Source organism: Maribacter chungangensis (assembly GCF_042676845.1).
Taxonomy (GTDB): Bacteria; Bacteroidota; Bacteroidia; order Flavobacteriales; family Flavobacteriaceae; genus Maribacter; species Maribacter chungangensis.
The window spans coordinates 84,309-110,338 of sequence record NZ_JBHTHY010000022.1 but is presented as its reverse complement, the minus strand read 5'-3'; the positions used below and the strand labels follow the sequence as shown (position 1 = coordinate 110,338).

The following is a 26,030-nucleotide window of genomic DNA, read 5'->3' as shown; positions in this document are numbered from 1 at the left end:
AATGGTAGAAATAAAACCCAAATATCTGAAACTAAGTGGTCTTGAACCCCTTGTGGTAACTCCCGAGACTAATTTTATTAATGTCGGAGAGCGTACAAATGTGGCTGGCTCCAAGAAGTTTCTTAGGCTTATTAAAGAAGAAAAGTTTGAAGAGGCCTTGGATGTTGCCCGCGACCAAGTAGAAGGTGGCGCACAGATCATAGATGTTAATATGGATGACGGACTCATTGATGGTAAAGAGGCCATGGTGAAGTTCTTGAATTTGGTTATTGCCGAACCAGATATTTCACGGGTTCCCATAATGATAGATAGCTCTAAATGGGAGATTATCGAAGCCGGATTGCAGGTAGTTCAAGGTAAATGTGTGGTGAATTCCATTAGCCTAAAAGAGGGGGAGGCCGAGTTTATACACCAGGCAAAGTTGATAAAGCGCTATGGTGCTGCGGTGATCGTCATGGCTTTTGATGAGGTGGGGCAAGCGGATAATTATGACCGGCGTATTGAAATAGCCAAACGCTCTTATGATGTTTTGGTGAACAAAGTAGGCTTTCCGCCCGAGGATATCATTTTTGATCTGAATATTTTTCCTGTTGCCACAGGAATGGACGAGCATAAGTTAAATGCACTGGATTTTATTACTGCTACAAAATGGGTTCGTGAAAATCTCCCCCATTGCAGTGTAAGTGGTGGTGTAAGTAACGTATCTTTTTCGTTTAGAGGAAATAATCCGGTGCGGGAGGCCATGCATTCTGTATTCCTTTATCACGCCATAAAAGCAGGCATGAACATGGGGATTGTAAACCCGACCATGCTTGAAATTTATGACGATATTCCCAAGGATTTGTTAGAGCGGGTGGAAGATGTGATGCTCAACCGCCGTGATGATGCTACGGAACGCTTGCTTGATTTTGCCGAATCGGTCGTTGGAAAGGCCAAAGAAAGCAAGGTAGATCTATCCTGGCGCGAAGAACCCTTGCAGGATAGGATTACAAGGGCATTGGTAAAGGGTATAGATCAATTTATAGTCGCCGATGTTGAGGAAGCAAGAAAGGCTGCCAATAAACCTATTGAAGTTATCGAAGTTAGTTTGATGACGGGAATGAACGTGGTGGGTGACCTATTCGGAAGCGGAAAAATGTTCTTGCCCCAAGTGGTGAAGTCCGCACGTGTGATGAAAAAAGCAGTTGCTTACTTATTACCGTACATAGAAGAAGAAAAATTAAAATCAGCCCCCCAACCCCCAAAGGGGGAGCAACATTGGCGAACGGCAAATCCTGTGTTATATGGTTTAATGAAAGATCACGCCAAACGTATGCGAAATCAACCTACCAATGCAGAAAAAATGCTTTGGAACGCTTTGAGCGCGAAGAATTTGGATGGATTTAAATTCAGGCGACAGCATATTATAGGGGAATATATAGCGGATTTTATCTGTTTAAAGGAAAATTTAATTGTGGAGATCGATGGGTCCATTCATCAATTACCTGAAAACAAAACAAGTGATGCCGAACGTACCGCTTGGTTAGAAAAAGAAGGATATAAAATAATAAGATTTAGTAATCATCAAGTTCTTGGAAACCTTGAAATGGTGCTAGAAAAAATACACGCCAAGTTGATGGCTCCCCCTTTGGGGGCGGGGGGGGCTGCTGGTAAAATCTTGATGGCCACCGTGAAAGGTGATGTACACGATATCGGAAAGAATATAGTGAGTGTGGTTCTGGCATGTAACAACTACGAAATAGTAGACCTAGGGGTAATGGTACCCCCGGAGAAAATTATTGCTGCGGCTATTGAACACAATGTAGACGTTATTGGTTTAAGTGGTTTGATTACGCCATCGCTGGACGAAATGGTACATTTGGCCAAGGAGATGGAGCGTAAAAATTTCACTATTCCGTTATTGATCGGTGGTGCCACAACAAGCAAGGCGCATACGGCCGTGAAAATAGATACGGAATATAGCAATGCAGTTGTACATGTTAACGACGCCTCGCGGGCGGTGACCGTGGTGGGCGATTTGCTCCAAAATGAAACTTCCGAAACGTATAAGCATTCTATTAAACAGGATTACGACATATTCAGGGATAAGTTTTTAAAACGTAGGGTAAAGAAAGAATACAAATCTATTGAAGAGGCACGAGCCAATAAGTTCAAGATCAATTGGGACACTTCTATAATCGTAAAACCCAACGCCCTTGGAATTCAGGTGATTGAAGATATGGATTTGGAAAAATTGGTTCCTTTTATCGACTGGACACCCTTTTTCAGAAGCTGGGAACTGCACGGTAAATATCCGGACATTCTTACGGACGATGTGGTTGGCGAACAGGCGACCGACCTTTTTGCCGATGCCCAAAGAATGCTTTCAGAAGTATTGACCGGCAAAAAACTTAAGGCAAAGGGTATTTTTGGTCTTTTTCCGGCCAATACCATCAATGACGATGATATTGAGGTGGAACTCCCCCAGAACGTAGGGCAAGGGTTTTCGGTATCCGATGATAACGAAAAACAATCTGAGGCTCCTTCTGTTGAAGATACTAAAGAACGCTTTGTTTTCAGGACCTTACGACAGCAACTCCAACGAAAGGAAGGCGTACCCGACTATGCCCTGGCCGATTTCATTGCGCCTAAAGAAACAGGAAAACAGGATTACATCGGGTGTTTTTGTGTTTCCACGGGCTTTGGTACTGCGGAACTGGCGGCGGAATATGAAAAAGACCTGGACGACTATAGCTCCATTATGATCAAGGCGCTTGCCGATCGCTTGGCAGAAGCTTTTGCAGAATACTTGCATAAAGAGGTGCGCACCAAACATTGGGGATACGCGGAAAATGAAGATTTAGGGAACGAAGAATTAATAAATGAGAAATATAAGGGCATTAGACCGGCACCGGGTTACCCTGCCTGTCCGGACCACTTGGAGAAATTGACGATTTGGGAAATGCTACAAGTAGAGGAAAATATAGGAGTGAAATTAACGGAAAGCCTGGCCATGTGGCCCGCGGCATCCGTTAGTGGCTACTACTTTGGGAATCCAGAGGCGCGGTACTTTGGACTGGGAAAAATAAAGGAAGATCAGGTTGCGGATTTTGCCGATAGAAAGGGAATGGAATTGGACGAGGCAAAAAAATGGCTGGCGCCGAATATTGCGGAGGCCAACTAGCTACCAAAAGCAAAATACTTTTTAAATGATGAGGAGAACCCTAGAATTTAATAGACGGATAAGGGTATGGGTTTCTTCCTATATAGGGGAATTTAGAGCGAGTGGTGTGCTAGCAAAATGGTTTACGTGACACCGAACATAAAAATGTTGAAACTGTCAACGGATGTGAGTAAAAAAATAGGAGTAAACTAGCGAGCGTTAGGGATTGCAGCGGCATCTTTTTTGTGTCACCCTGAGCGCAGTCGAAGGGCGACACAAAAAAATACAGCGGAAAGCCCGACCCTTGGGGAACACCCAAAAAAAAGAAGAATAACAACTAAAAATGTTTCGGCCTTGGCTCCTTCTACTTTGGAGTGGTCGGGGGGAGAGGACTAAGATACTGATACAAGTTTGGCATAAATGAAAGTAACAGACCACATAGAGAAGGCAAAAGGCGAAACCTTGTTTTCGTTTGAAATTATACCGCCGCTAAAAGGCCGTAATATTCAAGAACTATACGGCAATATTGATCCGTTGATGGAGTTTAAGCCTCCGTTTATTGATGTGACGACATCTAGGGAGGAATATGTATATATAGATCGGGACGGCTTGTTGGATAAAAAGCTTACGCGCATGCGACCGGGTACTGTAGGTATTTGTGCCTCAATTAAACACAAATACGATGTAGATACCGTACCGCACGTACTTTGCGGGGGATTTACGAAAGAGGAAACGGAGTATTTGTTGGTAGATTGTCATTACTTGGGCATAGATAACGTAATGGCGCTGCGTGGCGATGCCATGAGGGAACAGCAGTATTTTGAACCCACAAAAGGTGGACACCCGTTCGCCAAAAGTTTAGTAAAACAGATTCAGGACTTAAACTGCGGCAAGTACCTGCACGAGGTCATAGAAGCCGATGATTGTGCCGATTTCTGCATTGGGGTGGCCGGGTATCCGGAAAAGCACTTGGAGGCACCTTCCTTAAAGACCGATTTAAAACGGTTAAAGGAAAAGGTAGACGCCGGGGCGGATTATATTGTGACACAAATGTTCTTTGATAACAAAAAGTATTTTGAGTTTGTGGCCGCGGCAAAGGATATGGGGATCCATGTGCCTATTATCCCGGGAATAAAGCCCATTGCCGTGAAACGACACCTGCAATTATTGCCCCAGGTGTTTAGGATAGACCTGCCCCAAGATCTAATAGATGCCGTGGACGATTGCAAGAATAACAAGGAAGTAAGGCAGGTGGGTATCGATTGGGCCATACAACAAAGCAAGGAACTCAAGGCAGCGGGCGTGCCGGTGCTTCATTATTATTCTATGGGAAAATCCGATAATATAAAGGCGATCGCTAGGGAATTGTTTTAGGTGTCCGGCATCTGGCGATTCTGGTTTCACATCATAAAGATGAGTAGGTAAGAAGACCTTGTACCGTAATTTATCGGTGTTCTGTTGTCTCTTGGCTCTTGCCTCTTACTTTCTTGTTTTTGCACTCCTGAACTTCCTACTTCAAATATGAGACTTCAGCATAGAAGTGCTTACCTTTGCGCCCCATGAAACGGATTTATCTTTTTTGTGCTTTAACGTCTTTCCTTTTAGGGTTTTCCCAAGACGTTAAGGAAGTAAAAAAACATACCATAGATGCGAATCAGTTTTATGGTTCTATACTCCTGCATAATCCGGATATATCCCACTTGATTACCAACCATCCGGCAGGATTAATTCTCAGCTATAACAGGAAAACTTATGGTTCCAAAAAATGGGAGGCATTGTACGGTTACCCGGATTATGGTGTTTCGTTCATTTATCAAAACATGAACAACGAAACGCTAGGGAACAATTTTGGGCTGTACGCACATTATAACTATTACTTTTTTAAGCGAAATGTTCAGTTTAGGATAGGCCAGGGAATTGCCTATAATACGAATCCGTACAATAGGATAACCAATTTCAGGAACAATGCGTATGGTTCCGACTTCATGAGTACTACGTATTTGATGCTCAATTATCATAAGGAGAATGTTTTCAAAGGCTTAGGGTTTAAAGCAGGAATCTCTGTTGTTCACTATTCCAATGCCAATGTAAGGGCGCCAAATACATCTACCAATACGTTTGCGTTAAATGCGGGATTGATTTATGACTTGGACGGAGGAAAAGAACTAGAGTATGTTCCAAAAGAACCTAAAGAGATAGTAAGGGAACCGGTGCGCTACAACTTGGCCGTGCGCAGTGGTATTAACGAAAGCGATATCATAGGTTCGGGACAGTATGGTTTCTTGATTTTATCGGGTTACGCCGATAAGCGATTGGGTAGAAAAAGGGCCGTTCAGTTTGGGGCAGATGTGTTCTTTTCCAACTTTTTAAAGGAATTGATTCGTTTTCAAGGCACTTCTTTTCCAGAAATGGATGTAAACGTTGACGATGATTACAGAAGGGTAGGGCTTTTTCTAGGGCATGAACTGTTCATTAACAAATTGAGTATAATAACGCAATTAGGCTATTATGTGTATTACCCTTTCGACTTTGAGGGGAGGGTGTACAACAGGGTAGGTATGAAACGTTATTTTGGAAAAAAGGTTTTTGGTGCCATAACGCTAAAATCCCATGGTGCGGCGGCAGAGGCAGTAGAATTCGGTGTAGGAATTAGATTTTGAGAATTAGATTTTAGACGTGAGATGTTAGATTTTAGACGATTTTATAGAGATGTAGTAAGGCCTTACAGGTTGATGTGTTATCGCACGCAACCTAGCACTAGTTCAATTTTAGTAGTACAAATATCTTTGTTCTTGGTTCTTTCCTCTTTATTTTTCTCCTGTAATTCTGAAAATGCACCGGATTGCCTCCAAGGTGAAGGTGAGCTTGTAAGACAAGAAGTTAGTTTGCCCAATTTTGATAAAATCACCGTTTTTGAAAAAGTGGCCTTGGTGCTAAAAGAAGGACCGGAACAAAAGGTTGAAATAGAGACAGGGGAGTTTTTATTGAACGAAGTAAGTGCGGTGGTTGAAGGCGATAGATTGATACTAAGAAACGCCAACGGGTGTAATCTTTTTCGTGAATATGGGATTACCACTGTTTATGTTACCGCTCCCAATGTTTCGGAAATTCGCAGTAGCACTGGTTTATTGATTCGTAGTGACGGGGTATTGGCCTATTCCGATCTCAGTTTAATTTCCGAAAGTTTCAACAATCCCGAATCAGAAACTACCGATGGCTCTTTTGACTTGGAGTTGGCTACGGAAACCGTTTCTATAGTAGTAAACGGAATAGCCTATTTTAAGTTGTCGGGAACTACCACGGATTTTAATATCACCATTGCAGCCGGAGATTCCAGAATTGAAGCTGAGGATTTAATTGCCCGGAATGTGCAGGTAAACCATAGGGGAACCAACGATATTTTGACCAACCCACAAGTAGCTGTCCGTGGTATTATTCGGGGCAACGGGAATGTTATTTGTTTTAACCGTCCGGAAACCATAGCGGTAGAAGAAATTTTTAATGGGCGTTTGTTGTTCAATTGAATTATTGATGCATTCTAAATGGCGAATCCCTTCCTTACATACCTTAAAAATATATTTGCAAGCCAAAGAATTATTGGCGACGATAAGATGTTGAACGGTTTGGCAAAGGTTGACGGTTTGTTGCATGGGTTGATCAATGAAAAGCGAGTGCCCGGACTTTCGATTACGGTGTTAAAGGACGGAAAGCGCTTGTTTGAAAAAGGATACGGGTATGCAGATGTAGCAGATAAAAAATACATTTGTCCTAAAGAAACAATCTTTCGCGTTGCCAGTGTTTCAAAACCGATAGCGGCGACCGCTTTGGCGCATATTGTTGCGGATCGTATTATGACTTTGGATGCTTCATTTTATGAGTATGTGCCTTACTTTCCAAAAAAACAGTGGGATTTTACCATAAGACAACTCGCAAGCCATACAGCCGGAATTCGGAAGTATAAGGGTAAGGAATTTGCGTTGAACAAACCTTATTCCATTAAAGAAAGCATTGCCCTTTTTAAGGAAGACCCCTTACTTTTTGAGCCAGGTACGGGTTATGAGTACACGAGTTTTGATTGGGTGTTGCTCTCCTTGGCCATGCAGGAGGCCAGTGGCATTCCGTTTGAGGCGTATGTGTGGAATAAGGTATTACAGCCCTTAGAAATGAAATATACATTTTCCCCTGACCTTAGGAACCCGGACGAAAATGTTCTTGAGGATACTACCATAAAAAAAACTGCGATTCCGCCAGAACTAAAACGGAATCTTGCAACATGCTATACAAAAGTCCGTCTTGGTTTTAGAGAAGCAGTTCCGGTGCATAATTTTTATAAATTGGCCGGTGGCGGTTACCTAAGCACCTCCGAGGATATCGCCAAACTAGGCCAGGCCTATTTGGAAGGCTATCCCTTGGATAAAACCCTGATAAACGAGTTTTTAACCTCGGTCATGATAGTGGATAGACCCACCTATTACGGTTTGGGTTGGCAGGTAAGTCAGGATAAAATGGGAAGAGCGTACTACGGACATATAGGGAGTAGTGTGGGTGCCTATTCCAACTTTTTTGTTTACCCAGAAGAGCAAATGGTGTTCTCTATATTGATCAACTGTACCGATCCAAACGTGCAGGATGTACTGGATGAGGTGGTGCAGGAATTGCTTGGTTTGCATAAGGTGGGGTAGAACGGTTTATTTAAACCTATATGCTCGTATTCGCGCTATGCTTGAGTTATATTCGCTGCGTATTGATTATTTTTAGATTTCAATCCTTTAGCCATGAGAAACATAATTAAGCCTTTCGCTTTAGCAATCAGTTTGCTGTTTACGTTCATATTTGGTTTCGCTCAGCGCGATATCAATTTGGACAAACTATCCAAAACCTACGCGGACGAACGCCTGCCATTGTTCCTAGAATTGTTAAGCATACCCAACGATGCTTTTTATCCGGAGGATATGGAGCAAAATATACGCTGGTGCGAACAACAATTTGGACAGCGGGGTTTTGCTACCCAGCGAATTGCCACTACCCATGTGCCCTTGCTCATGGCCGAAAGAAAACACCCCAAAGCCAAAAAAACGGTATTGATTTACCTTCAACTGGACGGACAGCCAGTGGACAGTACCAAGTGGTTTCAGGAAAGTCCGTATACCCCTGTCATTAAAGAAAAAAACCATAAGGGCGAATGGAAGGAAGCTACTTGGGAATCTGCCGATTCCTTGGATGACGAGATGCGTATTTTCGCCCGTTCCGCTAGTGATGCCAAAGGTCCTGTGGTCATGTTTTTGGCAGCTTTGGACGCCGCGGCCAAGAACAACATCACCCCTAACTATAATATAAAGGTCATTATGGACTTTGAGGAAGAACTGGGTTCCCCAAGATTACCTGACGCAGTTACCAGAAATGCCGAATTATTGAAAGCCGATATGCTCATTATTTTTGATGGCCCACGGCATATCAGTAATCAACCTACCTTGACTTTTGGCGCTAGAGGTATCGCTACGATAACCCTTACTACTTATGGACCGGTGGTACCTCAGCATAGTGGTCACTTTGGGAATTATGCGCCCAATCCCGCCTTAGGGTTGTCCAAACTGCTGGCCGGTATGAAGGATGATGAGGGCCGTGTAACTATTCCCGGATTTTATGACGGTATCAGCATAGACCCCAAGACCGAGAAGATACTGCGGAACGTGCCGGATAAGGAGAATGAGATTAAAAAGCGGTTGCAAATTGTTTCTGCCGACAAGGTAGGAAGTTACTACCAAGAAGCGATTCAGTACCCTTCCTTGAACATCAGGGGGATGCAGTCCGGTTGGATAGATGAAAAAGTGCGTACCATTATACCCGGTTGGGCCCGCGCAGAGTTGGATGTCCGCCTGGTGTTGGAATCCGACCCGGAGCGATTGATACGTTTGGTAAAAAACCATGTAGCGTCTCAAGGATATTATATAACCGACACAGAACCAACGGAGCAGGAAAGACTTACCCATGAAAAGATCGCGACGTTCACTTCGGAGATTTCATATCAATCGTTTCGAACGGACTTTGATTCGGAAGTAGGGGTATGGCTTACCAACGCTTTGAAGAACGCTTTTGGCGAAGACCCCATTCGTATACGAATGAGCGGAGGCTCCATTCCCATTTCCCCTTTTGTAACGACCTTGAATATCCCTGCCGTTACCGTTCCCACGGTCAATAGGGATAATAACCAACATAGTCCGAACGAAAATTTGAGGATAGGAAATTATAGGGAAGGTGTAAAAACGATGCTGGCTATTCTTAGGGAGAAGTTGTAAATTTTTATGCTTCACAATCAAAAATCAACTATTTTTAACAGCCTTTACTAAAATTAACATTAGAAATAACTAGCTATGAAATCAGTATTTTTATTTTTTATAATTCTATTATCCTTTTTTTCAGTTTCAGGGCAAGAAGTAACCTCTTTTACTGGCTTCTGGAAAACTGAATACTATCAAGATGACAAGGAAATAACCAGAAAGGAATTTACCGCGTTAATGGAGACTAATTCTCAGGTAAATAAGTATTGGAGAAAGTCAAAGACAAACGAAACACTTGCAGGAATTACGCTCTTGGCACAACTAGGATTCTCGGTTTGGATGGCCTCGGAATTAATACGAGATGAACCTTTTTTAACGAATAGGGATAGAGTTCAAAATGCTTTAACTCCTAGTATTGGAGTAATAACGACAGGGATTGCTGGAGGTATTTTCTTGCATTTGTCCAGTAATTCTAAGAAAAAAGCAATACTCACATATAACAAACAATTTGACGATAAAACTACGTATAACCTAGTGCCAATAAGCAATCAAAACGGACTAGGTTTAGCGATACGTTTTTGAATTATTCGTATTTATATATGGTTTATGGCTTTATATTCTTAAGAGATTCAATCTTTAATTTAATATTCGAAAAAATAACTGCTTAGAACATCCTTTTTAAATTTAATTAGTACATTAGCCCCAAGTAAAAAGCAAAATGATAAAGCAATATTTCTGGAACGGTTTCTATTTTTACTTCTTTTTTATAAGAGAAGCGGGACTGTTGTAGTGTATATTCACAAAATATAAACAAATGAAGTCCCGTTGTAAACGGGGCTTTTTTTTTTGTTCAAAATCATTAGGTTTTAAATTATGCTGAACTTGATTCAGAATCTACGCGAAATTGAAAATTGAGTGTAAGATTAGCGAAGGTACTTGTACAGCGCTGGATTTTCGGAGCATTAATAACAATTGCCCTTCTAAGGAGGGGTTAGGGAATGATTATGAGTTTAAAAATAGCCATACAGGGAATACAGGGGTCCAATCACCATCAGGTGGCCTTGGATTATTTTGGCAGCGACATAGCGTTGGCCGAGTGCCTTTCGTTTGATACCTTGGTAGATACCCTGTTAAAAAAGGAAGCGGAAAAAGGCATTATGGCGATAGAGAACTCCATTGCCGGGTCTATTATTCCCAACTACGCCTTGGTCTACCATAACGATCTGCATATTATTGGGGAGCACTATTTGAACATACACCACCATTTGATGGTGCTTAAAGGACAGCAACTTTCGGATATTACCGAGGTTAGTTCACATCCTATGGCTTTACTTCAGTGTAAGGAATTTTTTAAGGCCTACCCCAATATCCGGTTAGTAGAAGACGTGGATACAGCTGAAACGGCCAAGCGTATTCAGGAGCAAAAGTTGACCCATGTAGCGGCCATAGCACCCAAGGTTGCCGCAACATTATACGGGTTGGACATCGTAGCGGACAATATACAGACCATTAAGAATAACGCTACGCGGTTTATCATTGTAAAGACAAAGAACAAGGTGCTTCCGGAGGCCGAAATCAATAAGGCTTCTTTACGGTTCATCACCGACCATAAGCGCGGTAGTTTGGCAGCGGTACTCAATGTAATGAGCGATTGCAGGATGAACCTTACGAAGATACAGTCACTTCCTGTAATAGAGACCCCTTGGAAATACGCCTTCTTTGTAGATATAACGTTTACCGCTTATGCGGATTTTAGCAAATTAAAATCCCTGTTGGATATCATGACGGAGGAATTTAAGGTTTTGGGAGAATATAAAAATGCCATGGTATGATACGGACGGCTCAACGTTTAGAAACAGTACAGGAATACTACTTCTCAAAAAAGTTGCGAGAGGTACGTGGATTAATGGTAGCGGGCAAACCCATTATCAATATGGGTATCGGTAGTCCGGATCTGGCACCATCGCCGGCGGTTATCGCCAGCATGCAAAACGCTATCTTGGAACCGGGAGCACACCAGTACCAGAGCTATCAAGGTTTGCCGGCCCTACGTTCCGCGTTCGCGTCGTTTTATCGGAGTAAGTTTAATGTGGCATTGGAGGCAGATTCCGAGATATTGCCTTTAATGGGGTCCAAGGAAGGTATTATGCACATTAGCATGGCTTTTTTGAATACAGGCGATGCCGTACTTATTCCGGATCCCGGATACCCTACGTATACCTCTGTGACTAAGTTGGTGGGGGCAATACCGCTTATGTACGACCTTACCGAGGAGAACGATTGGTTGCCTAACATGGACGCTTTGGAACAAATGGACCTGAGCAAGGTAAAATTAATGTGGATCAGTTACCCCAATATGCCTACGGGAGCACGTATTAGCATGGAAAAAATGGAGGTGATCGTGGCCTTTGCCAAAAAGCATAATATTTTGTTGGTAAACGACAATCCCTATAGTTTTGTGTTGAACGATACACCCACCAGTATCTTGCAGGTAACTGGTGCCAAAGCGGTAGCGTTGGAATTGAATTCCCTCAGTAAAACTTTTAATATGGCGGGGTGGCGCGTGGGCATGGTCTCCGGTAATGCCGAACATATTAACGCTGTACTTAAGATCAAGAGCAACATGGACTCCGGTATGTTTTACGGTGTACAACAAGGAGCCATTACAGCATTGCAAAGTGGGGAGGCATGGTTTCAGGAATTGGACCGTACCTATGGCAAAAGAAGGGCGTTGATGTTTCAACTGGTAGATCTTATAGGTGCTACCTACGACCCAAACGCAGCCGGTATGTTTATATGGGCAAAGTTGCCGGTGGGTTCAAAGTCATCCGAAGAATGTATAGATGAGCTGTTGCACGAGAAGAATATTTTTATTGCACCAGGGACTATTTTTGGCAGTAATGGAGAAGGGTATATCCGGTTTTCACTTTGTGTGACCGAAGAAAAAATTAAAGAGGCGATTAGTAGATTTGATTAGTAAGATATCAGAAGTGAGAAGTAAGAAGTATGAAATGAGAAATAAGAAATGTGAAGTGAGATTTGAGAAGTGTTTAAAGTTTTGGCTGAGTTTTATTTGAAGGCAAGTTAATTAGAAAAGGAGCTAAATGGGCAGAGAATAATATTGATAGTGTCACAATCAAGGACAAAATCATTTAAAAACGCTTTGTCAATCGTTATGTTGAATAGGATAAATATTTAGAGTTTATGTTTTTAATAGTTCTGCTTTGTTTCGAGTCTCTTTACAATATGAAGTCTAACATCTCAAATCTAACCTCTGATATCTAAGAAATATCTAAAAAAAATATGAACATTTTTGTAATTGGAATCGGTTTAATAGGAGGGTCCTTTGTAAAGGATGTAAGGGCTAAAATGTCCGCTGCTAAAATTTACGGAATAGATGCCAATGCCGCTCATGTAGCCCAGGCACTTTCCTTAGGTCTTATTGATGAAAAAGCAACCTATGAAGATTTGCATTTGGCAGAATTTGTGATGGTGAGCGTTCCGGTAGACGTTATGTTGCAAGAACTTCCCAAGATTTTAGATAAGGTGTCGGACGAATGCGTGGTCTGTGATGCGGGATCAACCAAAGAACTGTTATGTGCCGCATTGGAAGAGCACCCTAAGAGGCGTAATTTTTTGGCCTGCCACCCAATTGCAGGTACAGAATTTTCTGGTCCGTCCGCGGCCATTAACGGATTGTACCATGGGAAGACCAATATCATCTGCGAGATAGAAAAAACGGCTTTCACCTTACAGGAGCGGGCTTTGGAAATCTTTCAATTGTTGGGAATGCGCATTAGGTATATGAATCCAAAAGCGCACGATAAACATATCGCTTATGTATCGCACTTATCGCACATTAGTTCTTTTATGTTGGGAAAAACGGTCATAGAAAAGGAGAAGAACGAACGCGATATATTTGATATGGCGGGAAGTGGATTTGAAAGTACGGTGCGCTTGGCCAAAAGTTCGCCCGCTATGTGGACCCCTATTTTTAAACAGAACAAGGAAAATGTTGTAGAAACATTGGAGGAGTATATTCAAAATTTATCCGAATTCAAAGAAATGCTCTTGAAAGATGATTATGAGGGAATTTACGACCAGATGAACAATACGAATAAGATAAAGGTCATTTTAAAAGGAATGCCGGTAAGTAAAATGGTAGCTAAAGAAAAGAATTAGTAATACGAACATTTAATATTTAAATAGACGAAGTCTAAAAACTGCAAAACTAGAACACCTTTACCCTTTTGCAGTTGTAGGACTTCACCAAAAACAAAGTAATGGAGAATACAAAAGAAATGAGAACATGGTTGGACGATATGGGTTTAGATCATCCACTAGTAATAGCAGGGCCATGCAGTGCAGAAACCGAGGAACAAGTGTTGCGTATAGCGCATGACCTAAAAGATACCGATGTTAATTACTACAGGGCGGGTATTTGGAAACCAAGAACACGTCCCGGAAATTTTGAGGGTGTCGGTGCCCTTGGTCTTAAATGGTTGCAAAAGGTAAAGCAGGAGACCGGCCTTAAGACCGCAACAGAAGTTGCAAACCGCGCACATGTAGAATTGGCCTTAGAGCATGATGTAGATTTATTGTGGATCGGAGCACGATCTACCGTGAGTCCTTTTATTATGCAGGAACTGGCAGATGCCTTGGAGGGTACGGATAAGATTGTTTTGGTGAAGAATCCCGTAAATCCGGATCTGGCCTTATGGTTGGGGGGTATCGAAAGACTGCATACTGCTGGAATCAAGAGATTGGGAGCCATACACAGAGGCTTCTCAACCTACGAAAAATCGAAATATCGGAATATTCCAGAATGGCAGCTGGCCATCGAATTCCAGAACAAATTCCCTGATTTACCATTGATCAACGATCCATCTCATATTACCGGCAAGCGAGATATGATTTTTGATGTATCGCAAACCGCATTGGATCTAAATTTTGACGGGTTAATGATCGAGACCCATTTTGATCCGGACAATGCGTGGAGTGATGCCGCACAACAGGTAACACCTGATACTTTGGTACAGATCATGAGGGATCTGAAAATAAGAAAGGAATCCGATCCAGAGGCCGAGTATAACAGTCAGTTAAGCAACCTAAGAGCTCAGATAGATGTTATTGACAACCAATTAATAGAGACCTTGGGTAAACGAATGAAGATATCCGATGGTATCGGGGCACTTAAAAAGTCCAGAAACGTGGCCGTGCTGCAATCCAATCGTTGGAACGAGATTTTGGGTAAAATGATTTTGGAAGGGGAAAGCAAAGGGCTTAGCGAAGAATTTGTGCTGCGTATGTTCAAGGCGATCCACCAGGAGTCCATAAACCATCAAGAAAAAATAGTAAAGGCATAAATAGAAAACCCCAACTTTGTAAGCTGGGGTTTTTATCACTTGATAGTCAAGGTTTTAACAAAACGTTAAGCCTTGACTTTTTATTGAAATTATTTTTTGAAAATATATCTGGTAATAAAGATACCGGAGCCATCTCCTTTGCCACTGTCGCTTTCGACCGCACTAGTAACAAAAGCAAGTTCCCAACCTTCGGCAACCAGCGCATTTATTTTTGATGTGATGATGGCGTCGTTCGCTGCAATGTTCTGAAAACGTATACCGGCAATATTAAAGAAATTCAATAATTTGGTCTCGTCAAAATCCTTTACCCTTATTTCATCTCTTTTTGACTTGTTTCTGGTATTGTCCTCTTCGGTTTGAGTTGAGGTAAATTGCGCATAGTCTTTTTCTTCATTCCCATCAATGATTCTTGAACGGCCAATACCACTGGAAACAATAGATTCTACACTTGTGATAACTTTGTACTGCTGTGCGTTCATTTCAAACGTACAGGCTAATGCAACGAATGCGATAAAAATAATTTTTTTCATAAATGATTGATTTTTTTGATATAATCGGTTCAATAGATATAAGTAGAACTAAATAAAACGGAATTAATTGTTTAAAGTTCCAGAAGTATTGGTTAGGTGGGTTTTATGTTGCTTATATCTAAAAATAGTATTGCATTAACTCCGTTGATAAATTATTAGAAATGTAAGGTATTGGTAGAAGGTAGTGCTAAGGTGCTATATTGGTAGTTCTAAATAGTATAATATTTGTCCATCGTGCTTTGTTTGCTCATGATGAAACGGAGCTGTTTGGTAAAAGAAAAGTTTGGTGCCACATGGATGATACACTTTATATTTTAAATGTTGATACTGTTTAAAAATTAAAAAATCCCGGGAAACCGGGATTTTTATTATATCGTAGCAGTTTCACTACTGAATCGAAAAATCAAACACAGCTTGGTTATCTCTTCCTTGCGGTACTTGGCCTTGATAGATAAAGCAGTACTCTCCGGGTGCAAGTGAATCTGGCGTTACTTTAAATTTGTTGCCTTCAATCTCTTCGATGCTAAAATTCAAGGCGTATTTTGGATCAATACCGCTACTACTGGTAATCCAGCTACTTTTTCCCGTTATGACCTCTCTAAGATTCTTTTTCTCTTTCACTGTTAGTTTTACTAAAACAAACTCGTTAGGATTACTTGCCATTCTAAACCACCAGTTAAAAACGCCGGCTTGGTTACCTTGGTTGTTTTGCATATTATCTACCTCCGTTACGCTTGGGTCAAAAATAAAGGTGAATTCTGGCTGTGAGTTTTTAATAACGTTGTTGGATTGAGTCTTTGGTAATTGCGCTTTCTGTTTAGAGTTAATAAGTCCGGAAACTAATTTTTGAGCAACTGCATTGGAGTTGGCACCTGAAAATACACTGGGCTGAACCAATCTATCTTCCCCGTCCTCGGCTAAATAATAGATACCGGTTTTCGACTTTGTGTTCTGCCTGGATTTTTCCATGATCAACGAAAGGATCTCTGAGGACACCCCGGCTTTTTTCATACTGCTCAAGGCGGAAATGGACGCGTCAAATTTTACGTCGGAATGGGTGATTTTATCAATGATCATATAGTCGTCAAAACCGAGTTCTACCATTTGGATTACAGATTCATTGGTTACCGTTTCTTGCGCCATAGCACTAGATGTTAGAACAAGAGAAACAATTAAGAGGAATTTTTTTAGTTTTTTCATTGGTTATAGTTTGTATTTGTGTCCTAATTTATAATAATTTTCATAAATAAAGGGGTTACTTTGTACAGATTGAAATATCTAGTGCATAAAATGAAGGGAATAGTTTATAAATCGACAGGAAGCTGGTACACTGTAAAATCGGACGGAGGTGATTTTTATAACTGTAGGATCAAAGGAAAATTTAGGATCAAAGGAATTAAAAGTACCAACCCGGTTGCCGTTGGGGACGCGGTAAATTTTGATGTAGAAACTATTGGTGACGACACGATCGGTATCATAAACAAGATTGAGGAGCGCAAGAACTATATCATTAGAAAATCGGTTAACCTATCAAAGCAGACCCATATTATAGCTGCTAATCTAGACCAGGTTTTTTTGTTGGTTACCTTAAACAACCCACCTACCCATACTATTTTTATAGATCGATTTTTAGTGACGGCGAAGGCATATCAAATCCCCGCTATTTTGGTGTTCAACAAAATTGACACCTATTCGGAAGAAGAACGGGACGAGGTAAAGTACTTGGCGGCTATGTATAGGGAGATTGGGTACACGTGTGTTGGCATTTCTGCCGTAACGGGTAAAAATGTAGATACCATTAAAGAATGGATGGTAGGTAAAACCTCTATGTTTTCCGGACATTCTGGCGTGGGTAAATCAACATTGATCAACGCCATAGATCCCAATTTAAACCTCAAGACCGCTCAGATTTCACAGCAACATCTGCAAGGGCAACATACCACTACGTTTGCGGAAATGTACGATATGGATTTTGGTGCACGGATCATAGATACGCCCGGTATTAAAGGGTTTGGTATCGTGGATATGGAAAAAGAAGAAATAGGTGATTATTTTCCGGAACTCTTTAAATTGAAACAAGATTGTAAGTTTAATAATTGTATTCATATCGATGAACCAAAATGTGCGGTCAAAGATGCTTTGGAGGAAGGGAAAATTGCCTGGAGCAGGTATCAAAGTTACCTTCAGATGGTAAAAGGTGAGGATGAGAATTATAGGGTAGACATACACGAAGAAAAAAAATGAGAGCAGTAGTACAGCGCGTTTCAAGGGCTAGCGTAGGCGTATCCGGAAAGATAATTTCCGCTATACCTACGGGAGTATTGGTGCTATTGGGTATAACTAATGACGATGGAGAAGAGGATATCCGTTGGTTGGTACGTAAAATAGCCAATCTTCGTATTTTTAACGATGCCGATGGTGTTATGAACCTGTCCCTTTTGGATGTAAAGGGCGATGCCATTGTGGTTAGTCAGTTTACCCTTTATGCGGCAACCAAAAAGGGAAATCGTCCTTCCTACATAAAAGCGGCAAAACCGGATGTTGCGGTTCCCCTATACGAATCCTTTGTGGCCGAGCTGGAAAAACACTTGGGCAAAAAAGTAGGAACAGGTGTTTTTGGTGCCGATATGAAAGTGGATTTGTTAAATAACGGGCCGGTGACGATTATTATTGATACAAAGAATAAAGAATAATGAACATACAAAACGCACAAACCGCCGTAGATGATTGGATCAAGGAACACGGCGTACGCTATTTTAACGAGTTGACCAATATGGCACAGCTTACCGAAGAGGTAGGAGAGGTGGCCCGGATTATCGCACGACGTTATGGGGAGCAGAGCGAAAAAGATAGCGACAAGGACAAGGATTTGGGCGAAGAACTGGCCGATGTACTTTTTGTAGTACTCTGTTTGGCCAACCAAACGGGGATAGATCTGCAACAATCCTTTGATAAAAAGTTAGATCTAAAGACCAAGCGTGATCACGACCGGCATCACAATAATAAAAAGCTGAAATAACACTATATTTACCGCTCGTTTTTAACACATACTATCTTGAGACTTCACCTTACCGGCCCTACGGAAAAAGAATTGCGTGCACATATTAAAATTACAGGATCCAAAAGCGAATCCAATCGGTCTTTGTTGTTGGCTGCGCTGTATAAAGGCATTACCATTGAAAATACCTCCAACTCGGACGATGCAAAGGTGATGGCTCAAGGTCTCAAAAAGACCTCCGGCACAGTGGATATTCATCATGCAGGTACGGCCATGCGTTTTTTAACCGGATATTTTTCCGGTCAAGAAGGAAGGAACGTAATCCTCACAGGTTCTAAACGCATGACGGAGCGACCCATCAAAATATTAGTAGATGCATTAAGGGAGTTAGGTGCGGACATCTCTTACGAGAAGGAAGAAGGTTACCCTCCTATTAAGATAAAAGGGAAAGCGTTGATCAAGGATAGGGTAAGCCTTCCGGCGAATGTGAGCAGTCAGTATATATCATCCTTATTATTACTTGCCCCAAGTCTTAAAAGCGGACTGGAACTGGAGCTAGTAGGTAAGATTACCTCGGTGCCTTATATAAAAATGACCTTAGGGCTGTTGGATGAATTGGGCATCCCCAACTCTTTTGAAGGCAACCTGATTAAAGTGAGTCCCAAAGCATCGGTCTCGCCCACTACCTTGGTCGTAGAATCGGATTGGAGTTCGGCTTCCTACTACTATAGTATCGTTGCCATGGCGGCCATTGGTTCGGAAATTACCTTGTCTGCCTATAAAAAGGACAGTTTACAAGGTGATAGCGTTTTGGCAGAACTGTATACCCATTTTGGTGTAGAAACTAGCTTTGGAGAACACACCATAAGCTTAAAAAAGGTGACCGAGCCAAAAGAAAATACGGTAACATTTGATTTGGCAAATGCCCCTGATATTGCCCAGACCATTGCGGTTACTACTTTTGGATTGGGTATGGGATGCCATTTAACAGGACTACATACCCTAAAAATAAAGGAGACCGATAGATTGGAGGCCTTGTTTACCGAATTAAGCAAATTTGGCGCCGATATTTCGGTTACGGATAAGTCCCTTACCATAATACCGTCTAAAGGCATTAAAGAAGAGGTAGCCATAGATACTTATAATGACCATAGAATGGCCATGGCCTTTGCTCCCTTGGCAATGAAAACACCCCTGTTTGTAAACGATGCAGGCGTAGTTTCCAAGTCTTATCCGGATTTCTGGGAAGACTTAAAAGAGCTGCAATTCAAGGTCATGGAATTATAATCCCGTATTTACTTGACAACCCCCCTCCTCAGATTGTATCTTTGCACCCGCAATTCTGTACAGAAAAAAACCATGTTATGAATTAGTTGGAGCCAAAAGCGCTCAGTAATCAAGGTTTTTTTGGTAGACATACATTCACTAAAAAATAGAAACAGACAACAGATGAAATTATCGCACTTTAGTTTTGAGCTTCCAGATGAATTATTGGCAGAACATCCTTCTGAAAATAGGGACGAGTCTAAGTTGATGGTTATCCATAGAGAAACAGGAAAAATTGAGCATAGAATGTTCAAGGATATGATCGATTACTTTGATGAGGGAGATGTTATGGTGTTGAACAATACCAAAGTTTTTCCCGCCAGATTGTACGGGAACAAAGAAAAAACCGGAGCGCGTATCGAAGTCTTTTTGTTGCGAGAGCTTAACGAGGAGCAACGTTTATGGGATGTGTTGGTGGATCCTGCACGAAAAATCAGGATCGGCAATAAATTGTATTTCGGCGATGACGAAACCTTAGTGGCAGAGGTCATTGATAATACGACCTCTAGAGGACGAACATTACGCTTTTTGTATGACGGAGCCTATTTGGACTTTAGGAGAAAATTAAAGGAATTGGGGGAAACCCCATTGCCAAAATATATTAAAAGGGAGGTTGAGCCAGAAGATGCGGACCGTTACCAGACTATTTACGCAAAGCATGAGGGTGCCGTAGCTGCACCAACGGCAGGAATGCACTTTTCAAAACACCTGCTAAAGCGTTTGGAGATAAAGGGAATCGATTTTGCAGAATTGACATTACATGTAGGCCTAGGAACTTTTAATCCGGTTGAAGTAGAAGATCTTTCCAAGCATAAAATGGACAGCGAAGAGTTGTTTATTGATGAAAAAGCTACGGAAATTGTCAATAATGCCAAGTTAAATAAGAAAAGAATTTGTGCCGTAGGCACTACGGCCATGAGAGGTTTGGAAAGTGCGGTATCTTCCAATCAAACCTTAAATACATACGAAGGATGGACGAACAAGTTCATTTTTCCACCTTATGAGTTTAGTATCGCCAATGCGATGATAACAAACTTTCACTTGCCAAAATCTACATTGTTGATGATGATTTCGGCATTTATGGGTCATGATTTGATGAAAAAATCATACAAGGAAGCCATTTTGGAGCAGTATAAGTTCTATTCCTATGGTGATGCCATGTTGATCATTTAAAATTAGATCGTCGTTTTTGTAGCACGGTTGTGCTACATACCAAAATAGACGGAAATTTATTCTATTTTATAAAAGTAAATCCCTCTTACTTCAAAGTTGATACAAGAGGGATTTTTAGTATATCGTTGTGGAGATAAAAAAGAAAGACGTTAGGGCATTGACCAAGGAGCAGCTCCGAGACTTTTTTACGGGTCAGGGAGACAAGGCTTTTCGTGGCAACCAAGTGTACGAATGGCTTTGGCAAAAAGGGGCACATTCCTTTGATGTCATGACCAACCTTTCCAAGACCACACGAGATATGTTGGAGGCCAACTTTGTGATCAATCACATAAAAGTTGATTTGATGCAACGCAGTGCGGACGGCACTATAAAAAATGCGGTTCGTTTACATGACGATCTTGTCGTTGAATCCGTTTTGATTCCGACTAAAACTAGGACTACCGCTTGTGTTTCCAGTCAGGTGGGTTGTAGTTTGGATTGTCGTTTTTGTGCTACGTCCCGTTTGAAACGAATGCGAAACCTGAATCCCGATGAAATTTATGATCAAGTAGTGGCCATAGATAACGAAAGCCGTTTATACTTTGATAGGCCATTGAGCAATATCGTATTTATGGGGATGGGAGAGCCACTGATGAATTATAATAATGTACTAAAGGCCATCGAAAAAATTACTTCTCCGGAAGGCCTGGGTATGTCTCCCAAGCGTATTATCGTTTCAACATCCGGAGTGCCTAAACTTATAAAACGGATGGCCGATGAGCAAGTCCGCTTTAAATTAGCGGTATCCTTACACTCTGCTATAGATGAGATCCGCACCTCCATCATGCCTTTTAATGCTACTTTTACTTTAGCGGATTTGAGGGAATCCTTGATATATTGGTACGAGAAAACCAAAAGTAGGATTACCTATGAATACGTAGTATGGAAGGGGATCAACGATAAGAAAAAAGATGTAGATGCACTGGTGGATTTCTGTAAGTTTGCACCTTCAAAAGTAAATCTTATCGAATATAATCCTATAGACGACGGCGAATTTCAACAGGCCTCCAATGCTGCTATAGACATGTATGTAGAGACCTTGGAGAAAAATGGCATTACGGTCACCGTACGGCGTTCCAGGGGAAAGGATATCGATGCGGCATGTGGGCAATTGGCGAATAAGTCTTAAAGGGGCAACGCTTTATTTATTAGAATAGGATATTCTTGTTTAGTGTTGGTCCAATACACGAGGAATCGCTCTGTATTTATGTTTAGAATTCCCTGACGCTTCTCCAAGTGTTGGCTCTTTTGGTTATAATGAATTTGTTGTTGCTTGACCTTTCATCGGCATCGGTAATCCTTTAGATGGAATACCATCTCTATAACATCGTTAACTCCTTAGTTTTCGTTAATTTTGATGTAAAACCAACAAGGTTGAAAATAGTAGCGCAAATTAAGGAACCCGTTGCCCAAGAAATGGAACTTTTTGAGTCCAAATTTCGGGAATCCATGACTTCAAAAGTAGCGCTCCTCAACCGTATTACCCACTACATCGTTAATAGAAAAGGCAAGCAGATGCGGCCCATGTTCGTGTTTTTGACTGCCAAACTATTAAATAATGGGGAGGTAAACGAACGTACCTATCGTGGGGCGTCCGTTATCGAGCTGATTCATACGGCTACTTTGGTACATGATGATGTGGTGGATGAAAGTAACAAGCGTAGAGGCTTCTTCTCTATAAACGCCTTATGGAAAAACAAGATAGCGGTATTGGTAGGCGATTATCTGTTATCCAAGGGACTACTACTTTCTATAGATAACGGCGATTTTGATTTGTTGCGTATTATATCGGTTGCCGTTCGGGAAATGAGCGAAGGAGAACTATTACAAATTGAAAAAGCACGCCGCTTGGATATTACCGAGGACGTGTACTACGATATCATCCGCCAAAAAACTGCAACCCTGATCGCCGCTTGTTGTGGTTTAGGGGCCTGTTCCGTGAAGCCAGAAAGTGATGATGTAGAAACCTTTCGTAAATTTGGGGAGCTTTGTGGGATGGCTTTTCAGATTAAGGACGACCTGTTCGATTACGGGAATGAGCGTATAGGAAAGCCAACGGGAATCGATATAAAGGAGCAGAAAATGACACTTCCGTTGATCTATGCCCTAAATCACTGTTCAAAAAAGGAAAAAAGCTGGGTCATTAATTCGATCAAAAACCATAACAAAAATAAAACCAGGGTAAAAGAGGTCATCGCCTTTGTGAAGGCAAAAGGCGGCTTGGACTATGCGGTTGCTACCATGCTTGCCTATAGGGACGAGGCTTTGAGCCTGCTGCAAACCTACCCGGAATCGGAATACCGTAGCGCTTTGGAATTGATGGTGAACTACGTGGTGGAGCGGGATAAATAAACAAAAGACGCTTCTTTAACTGCTTCGCTTAAGATTAAGCCATAAAACTTTAAGTACGCGGTACTGCCCCTTATGAGATGATTACAAGTAGCGATAGGAAACGGTAGGTACTGCGTATATAGTATTGCGTATGAAATATCTAATCCCGCATGCCATATTCAAGCCTTTGATCTTAGCAAATTTTGTCCTAGGTTTAACTGATAGCTGTACTCGGAAACCGGTGTTTTAAAAAATAATTACATTTTTTTCTTCCCTCGGGCAACTATCTTTGGTTGCATTACGTCTATAGTAATAGAAGACTATATAAAGACCGTGAAAATTATACCATTCTATAGAAACGAAAAACAGCTTATTAAAAAGGCTATAGATGGCCATCCGGACGCCCAGCAGCGTTTGTATACTGCATATTCCTCCAAAATGTTGAGTGTTTGCAGGCAATACATAAAGGATATCCATTTTGCGGAAGACGTGATGGTATGTGGATTTTTAAAGGTTTTTGCACATTTAGGGACGTTCAAGTTTCAGGGTAGTTTTGAAGGTTGGATACGACGGATTATGATACGGGAGAGCATCTCTTATCTTAGGAAACAACAGTTTGTGGTCTATGACGATGAGGTGTACGAGAAACAGGAACAGCAAACCAATGTACAGACTACTGATTTGGATACCGCACATATACAGCAGTTAATAGACGCGCTGCCCCAAGGCTATAAGATGGTTTTTGTACTGTACACGGTAGAAGGTTATAAACACCGGGAGATAGCGGAACTATTGGATATCACCGAGAGTACTTCAAAAACACAATTATTAAAGGCTCGGAGGCTTTTACAAGAACAATTGAAGCAACAGAATATTATTGGCTATGGAAGCAGATAAATTTGAAAAACATATAAAATCGAAGTTGGATGCTAGGGAGATAGCTCCTTCATCCGACGCTTGGCAGCGTATTACCAAGGAATTGGAATCCAAGCCTAGGACTAAAAAACCGGGATATCTTTGGTTCGGTATTGCTGCCAGTATAGCGGTAATTCTTGGTATCGCTATTTTTTACAATGCTAATAAAGAAGAAACAGTAAAGGTTCCTTCGGTTTTGGTTCGGCAATCTAATACATCGCCTACCGATAAGGCAGTAGAGCCAGCATCACTAATTCCCGATACAGATACAAATGACATTGCTTTGGAAGAGGGGACAGAGCCTCATGCAAAACAGGAAGAAAAAAGAACAAGTACTCCGGGTAACGATTTAAAGTCGGACGTTATAGAACAAAAGCAGGAGGAGGCTATGGTCGTCGAAGGGCATGGACAAGAATCCAAGGCTATTGAATTACCGGCCCGGTTTTCTGAAACGCTGTTAAACGAAAAAATAGCGGAGGTGGTTGCGCAGGTGGCACTTTTGGAGCAGTCTTCCCAAGTTAGCGATGCCGAAGTGGATTCCCTTTTGCGAGACGCCCAAGAAGAGATTTATAAAGAAAAACTTTTTAGACCCGACCAAAGTGTTGACGCGATGGCCTTGTTGACACAGGTAGAGGAAGAACTGGACCAATCGTTCCGGGACCAGATATTCCAATCCTTAAAATCGGGCTTTTTAAAGGTAAGGACGGCCATTGCCGACCGAAATAATTAAACATCATCATTTTATCGCAATCTTCACGCCATTAATTCCAAATGGGGCAAGACGGAGTTTGTTCATCAATTAATCAAAATCAATCATTAAAAAATCAAAAACATGAAAACAACTATTATGTATCTAATCGCGTTGGTTACATTATTGGTAATGCAACAAACCTATGCTCAAGAAGATTATCGGTCCAAAATGGAAAAGTTGGAAAAACAAAAAGAGCGTATTACGGTTCAAGAAAAAGACGCGCTCAAAATAGAGGTAGAACAGATAAATAAACGTCTTGCTAACGGAGATATAACCAATGAGGAAGCCGAATTGTTAAAAAAGGAGGCCGCTACCGATCGTGCCCTGAACATAGAAAACCGTTTGGCTATTATAGATAACCAAGTACGCTTGTTGGAACGCAATAAAGGTATCCTATTGCCAAGTGTAGCTAACGATTCTACGGGCCCCACTAGTATTGAAATAGGTATAATGATAGACGGGGAGCCTGCAGAAAGGTTTCTTTTTAAGGATAAAACGTGGAAGCGCGATTTAAAATATGATCGTAGAACCAGTTCGGATTTTGTTTTGGCAATTGGCTTGAACAATGCTTTGGTCGACAACCGATCCCTAAACGACTCGCCCTACAAAGTGGGCGGAAGCCGCTTTTTTGAAATGGGATGGCAGTGGCGTACCCGTGTTTTTCAAAATACAAACTTTTTGAGGCTTAATTACGGTTTTTCGTTTCAATTCAACGGTTTAAAACCTGTGGACAACCAATATTTTGTATTGAACGGAGATGAAACCGAGCTACAAGAATTTCCTTTGGAACTAAATAAATCTAAACTTAGGATGGACAATTTAGTATTTCCCTTGCATTTTGAATTTGGACCTTCAAAAGTTCGTAAAACAGAAAAGTCGTTGCGCTACAATATTGACAAAAGTTTCCGTTTAGGAATTGGTGGTTATGGTGGCTTTAACATAGGAACACGTCAAAAATTAAAGTATTCTGAGAATGGAGACCGTGTGAAGGATAAACTTAAAAGAGATTACAATACTAACGACTTTATCTATGGTTTAAGTGCTTATGCGGGGTTTGGTGGAGTACAACTATACATGAAATACGACTTAAACCCTATTTTTAAAGATGCCGCTGTTGAGCAAAGAAACATCTCGTTAGGTTTACGTTTCGATTTATAATCTCAAAAGTATTCTTTGTAGTA

At 41.4% G+C, this 26,030-nt stretch carries 23 protein-coding genes; 21 read left to right on the top strand and 2 right to left on the bottom strand.

The window, feature by feature from the left end:
- The first annotated feature begins 1 nt into the window (after window position 1).
- From ACFQZJ_RS17720 to ACFQZJ_RS17670, 11 genes are all read left to right on the top strand, one after another.
- Window positions 2-3,163 (top strand): vitamin B12 dependent-methionine synthase activation domain-containing protein, encoded by a 3,162-nt coding sequence (locus ACFQZJ_RS17720; protein ID WP_379936264.1) that lies wholly within the window; start codon window positions 2-4, stop codon window positions 3,161-3,163.
- A gap of 399 nt (window positions 3,164-3,562) precedes the next feature.
- Window positions 3,563-4,516, top strand: a complete 954-nt coding sequence (metF, locus tag ACFQZJ_RS17715) for a methylenetetrahydrofolate reductase [NAD(P)H] (RefSeq protein WP_379936263.1) — start codon at window positions 3,563-3,565, stop codon at window positions 4,514-4,516.
- Window positions 4,517-4,701: 185 nt separating this feature from the next.
- The gene (locus tag ACFQZJ_RS17710) at window positions 4,702-5,802 is read left to right on the top strand and encodes an acyloxyacyl hydrolase (protein WP_379936262.1); all 1,101 of its coding nucleotides are present in this window, start codon (window positions 4,702-4,704) and stop codon (window positions 5,800-5,802) included.
- Window positions 5,803-5,934: 132 nt separating this feature from the next.
- A complete protein-coding gene (locus tag ACFQZJ_RS17705; RefSeq protein ID WP_379936261.1) occupies window positions 5,935-6,666 on the top strand; it encodes a head GIN domain-containing protein in 732 nt (243 codons plus the stop codon).
- A gap of 18 nt (window positions 6,667-6,684) precedes the next feature.
- Complete coding sequence (locus tag ACFQZJ_RS17700; RefSeq protein WP_379936260.1) at window positions 6,685-7,824, top strand: serine hydrolase domain-containing protein; 1,140 nt, start codon at window positions 6,685-6,687, stop codon at window positions 7,822-7,824.
- 93 nt (window positions 7,825-7,917) lie between these two features.
- Window positions 7,918-9,438: a M20/M25/M40 family metallo-hydrolase gene (locus tag ACFQZJ_RS17695; RefSeq protein WP_379936258.1), complete on the top strand. Its 1,521-nt coding sequence runs from the start codon at window positions 7,918-7,920 to the stop codon at window positions 9,436-9,438.
- Between the two features lie 75 nt (window positions 9,439-9,513).
- Window positions 9,514-10,002 carry a hypothetical protein gene (locus ACFQZJ_RS17690; protein WP_379936257.1) on the top strand — a complete coding sequence of 163 codons (489 nt, stop codon included), beginning with the start codon at window positions 9,514-9,516 and terminating at the stop codon, window positions 10,000-10,002.
- A gap of 422 nt (window positions 10,003-10,424) precedes the next feature.
- The gene (locus ACFQZJ_RS17685) at window positions 10,425-11,252 is read left to right on the top strand and encodes a prephenate dehydratase (protein ID WP_379936256.1); all 828 of its coding nucleotides are present in this window, start codon (window positions 10,425-10,427) and stop codon (window positions 11,250-11,252) included.
- Window positions 11,249-12,397 carry a pyridoxal phosphate-dependent aminotransferase gene (locus ACFQZJ_RS17680; RefSeq protein WP_379936255.1) on the top strand — a complete coding sequence of 383 codons (1,149 nt, stop codon included), beginning with the start codon at window positions 11,249-11,251 and terminating at the stop codon, window positions 12,395-12,397. Before ACFQZJ_RS17685 ends, ACFQZJ_RS17680 begins: the two co-directional genes overlap by 4 nt.
- A 326-nt stretch (window positions 12,398-12,723) precedes the next feature.
- Window positions 12,724-13,602 (top strand): prephenate dehydrogenase, encoded by an 879-nt coding sequence (locus ACFQZJ_RS17675; protein ID WP_379936254.1) that lies wholly within the window; start codon window positions 12,724-12,726, stop codon window positions 13,600-13,602.
- A 101-nt stretch (window positions 13,603-13,703) separates the two neighbouring features.
- The gene (locus tag ACFQZJ_RS17670; protein WP_379936253.1) at window positions 13,704-14,786 is read left to right on the top strand and encodes a chorismate mutase; all 1,083 of its coding nucleotides are present in this window, start codon (window positions 13,704-13,706) and stop codon (window positions 14,784-14,786) included.
- 89 nt (window positions 14,787-14,875) lie between these two features.
- On the opposite strand, the gene ACFQZJ_RS17665 is transcribed toward ACFQZJ_RS17670, so the two are convergent.
- Both ACFQZJ_RS17665 and ACFQZJ_RS17660 read right to left on the bottom strand, forming a co-directional pair.
- Window positions 14,876-15,316, bottom strand: coding sequence for a hypothetical protein (locus tag ACFQZJ_RS17665; RefSeq protein ID WP_379936252.1), 441 nt, complete (start codon window positions 15,314-15,316; stop codon window positions 14,876-14,878).
- Between the two features lie 387 nt (window positions 15,317-15,703).
- Window positions 15,704-16,516, bottom strand: coding sequence for a hypothetical protein (locus ACFQZJ_RS17660; protein WP_379936251.1), 813 nt, complete (start codon window positions 16,514-16,516; stop codon window positions 15,704-15,706).
- 90 nt (window positions 16,517-16,606) lie between these two features.
- Between ACFQZJ_RS17660 and rsgA the strand changes: the two genes are divergently transcribed.
- The 10 genes from rsgA (at window position 16,607) to ACFQZJ_RS17610 (ending at window position 26,007) form a co-directional block, all read left to right on the top strand.
- Entirely contained in the window at window positions 16,607-17,560 is a 954-nt protein-coding gene (rsgA, locus tag ACFQZJ_RS17655; protein ID WP_379936249.1) for a ribosome small subunit-dependent GTPase A, read from the top strand.
- Window positions 17,557-18,009 carry a D-aminoacyl-tRNA deacylase gene (gene dtd / locus ACFQZJ_RS17650; RefSeq protein WP_379936247.1) on the top strand — a complete coding sequence of 151 codons (453 nt, stop codon included), beginning with the start codon at window positions 17,557-17,559 and terminating at the stop codon, window positions 18,007-18,009. The genes rsgA and dtd overlap by 4 nt, the downstream gene beginning before the upstream one ends.
- A complete protein-coding gene (locus ACFQZJ_RS17645; protein ID WP_379936246.1) occupies window positions 18,009-18,335 on the top strand; it encodes a nucleotide pyrophosphohydrolase in 327 nt (108 codons plus the stop codon). Before dtd ends, ACFQZJ_RS17645 begins: the two co-directional genes overlap by 1 nt.
- A 36-nt stretch (window positions 18,336-18,371) precedes the next feature.
- The gene (locus ACFQZJ_RS17640) at window positions 18,372-19,601 is read left to right on the top strand and encodes a 3-phosphoshikimate 1-carboxyvinyltransferase (RefSeq protein WP_379936245.1); all 1,230 of its coding nucleotides are present in this window, start codon (window positions 18,372-18,374) and stop codon (window positions 19,599-19,601) included.
- 162 nt (window positions 19,602-19,763) lie between these two features.
- Entirely contained in the window at window positions 19,764-20,813 is a 1,050-nt protein-coding gene (gene queA, locus ACFQZJ_RS17635) for a tRNA preQ1(34) S-adenosylmethionine ribosyltransferase-isomerase QueA (protein WP_379936244.1), read from the top strand.
- A gap of 127 nt (window positions 20,814-20,940) precedes the next feature.
- Entirely contained in the window at window positions 20,941-21,981 is a 1,041-nt protein-coding gene (gene rlmN / locus ACFQZJ_RS17630; RefSeq protein ID WP_379936243.1) for a 23S rRNA (adenine(2503)-C(2))-methyltransferase RlmN, read from the top strand.
- A 245-nt stretch (window positions 21,982-22,226) separates the two neighbouring features.
- Complete coding sequence (locus ACFQZJ_RS17625; protein WP_379936242.1) at window positions 22,227-23,204, top strand: polyprenyl synthetase family protein; 978 nt, start codon at window positions 22,227-22,229, stop codon at window positions 23,202-23,204.
- 312 nt (window positions 23,205-23,516) lie between these two features.
- Window positions 23,517-24,080, top strand: coding sequence for an RNA polymerase sigma factor (locus tag ACFQZJ_RS17620; RefSeq protein WP_379936241.1), 564 nt, complete (start codon window positions 23,517-23,519; stop codon window positions 24,078-24,080).
- Window positions 24,067-24,828, top strand: coding sequence for a hypothetical protein (locus tag ACFQZJ_RS17615; RefSeq protein ID WP_379936240.1), 762 nt, complete (start codon window positions 24,067-24,069; stop codon window positions 24,826-24,828). The genes ACFQZJ_RS17620 and ACFQZJ_RS17615 overlap by 14 nt, the downstream gene beginning before the upstream one ends.
- Before the next feature lie 102 nt (window positions 24,829-24,930).
- On the top strand, window positions 24,931-26,007 hold the full coding sequence (locus tag ACFQZJ_RS17610) for a hypothetical protein (protein ID WP_379936239.1): 1,077 nt from the start codon (window positions 24,931-24,933) through the stop codon (window positions 26,005-26,007).
- Window positions 26,008-26,030 lie beyond the last annotated feature (23 nt).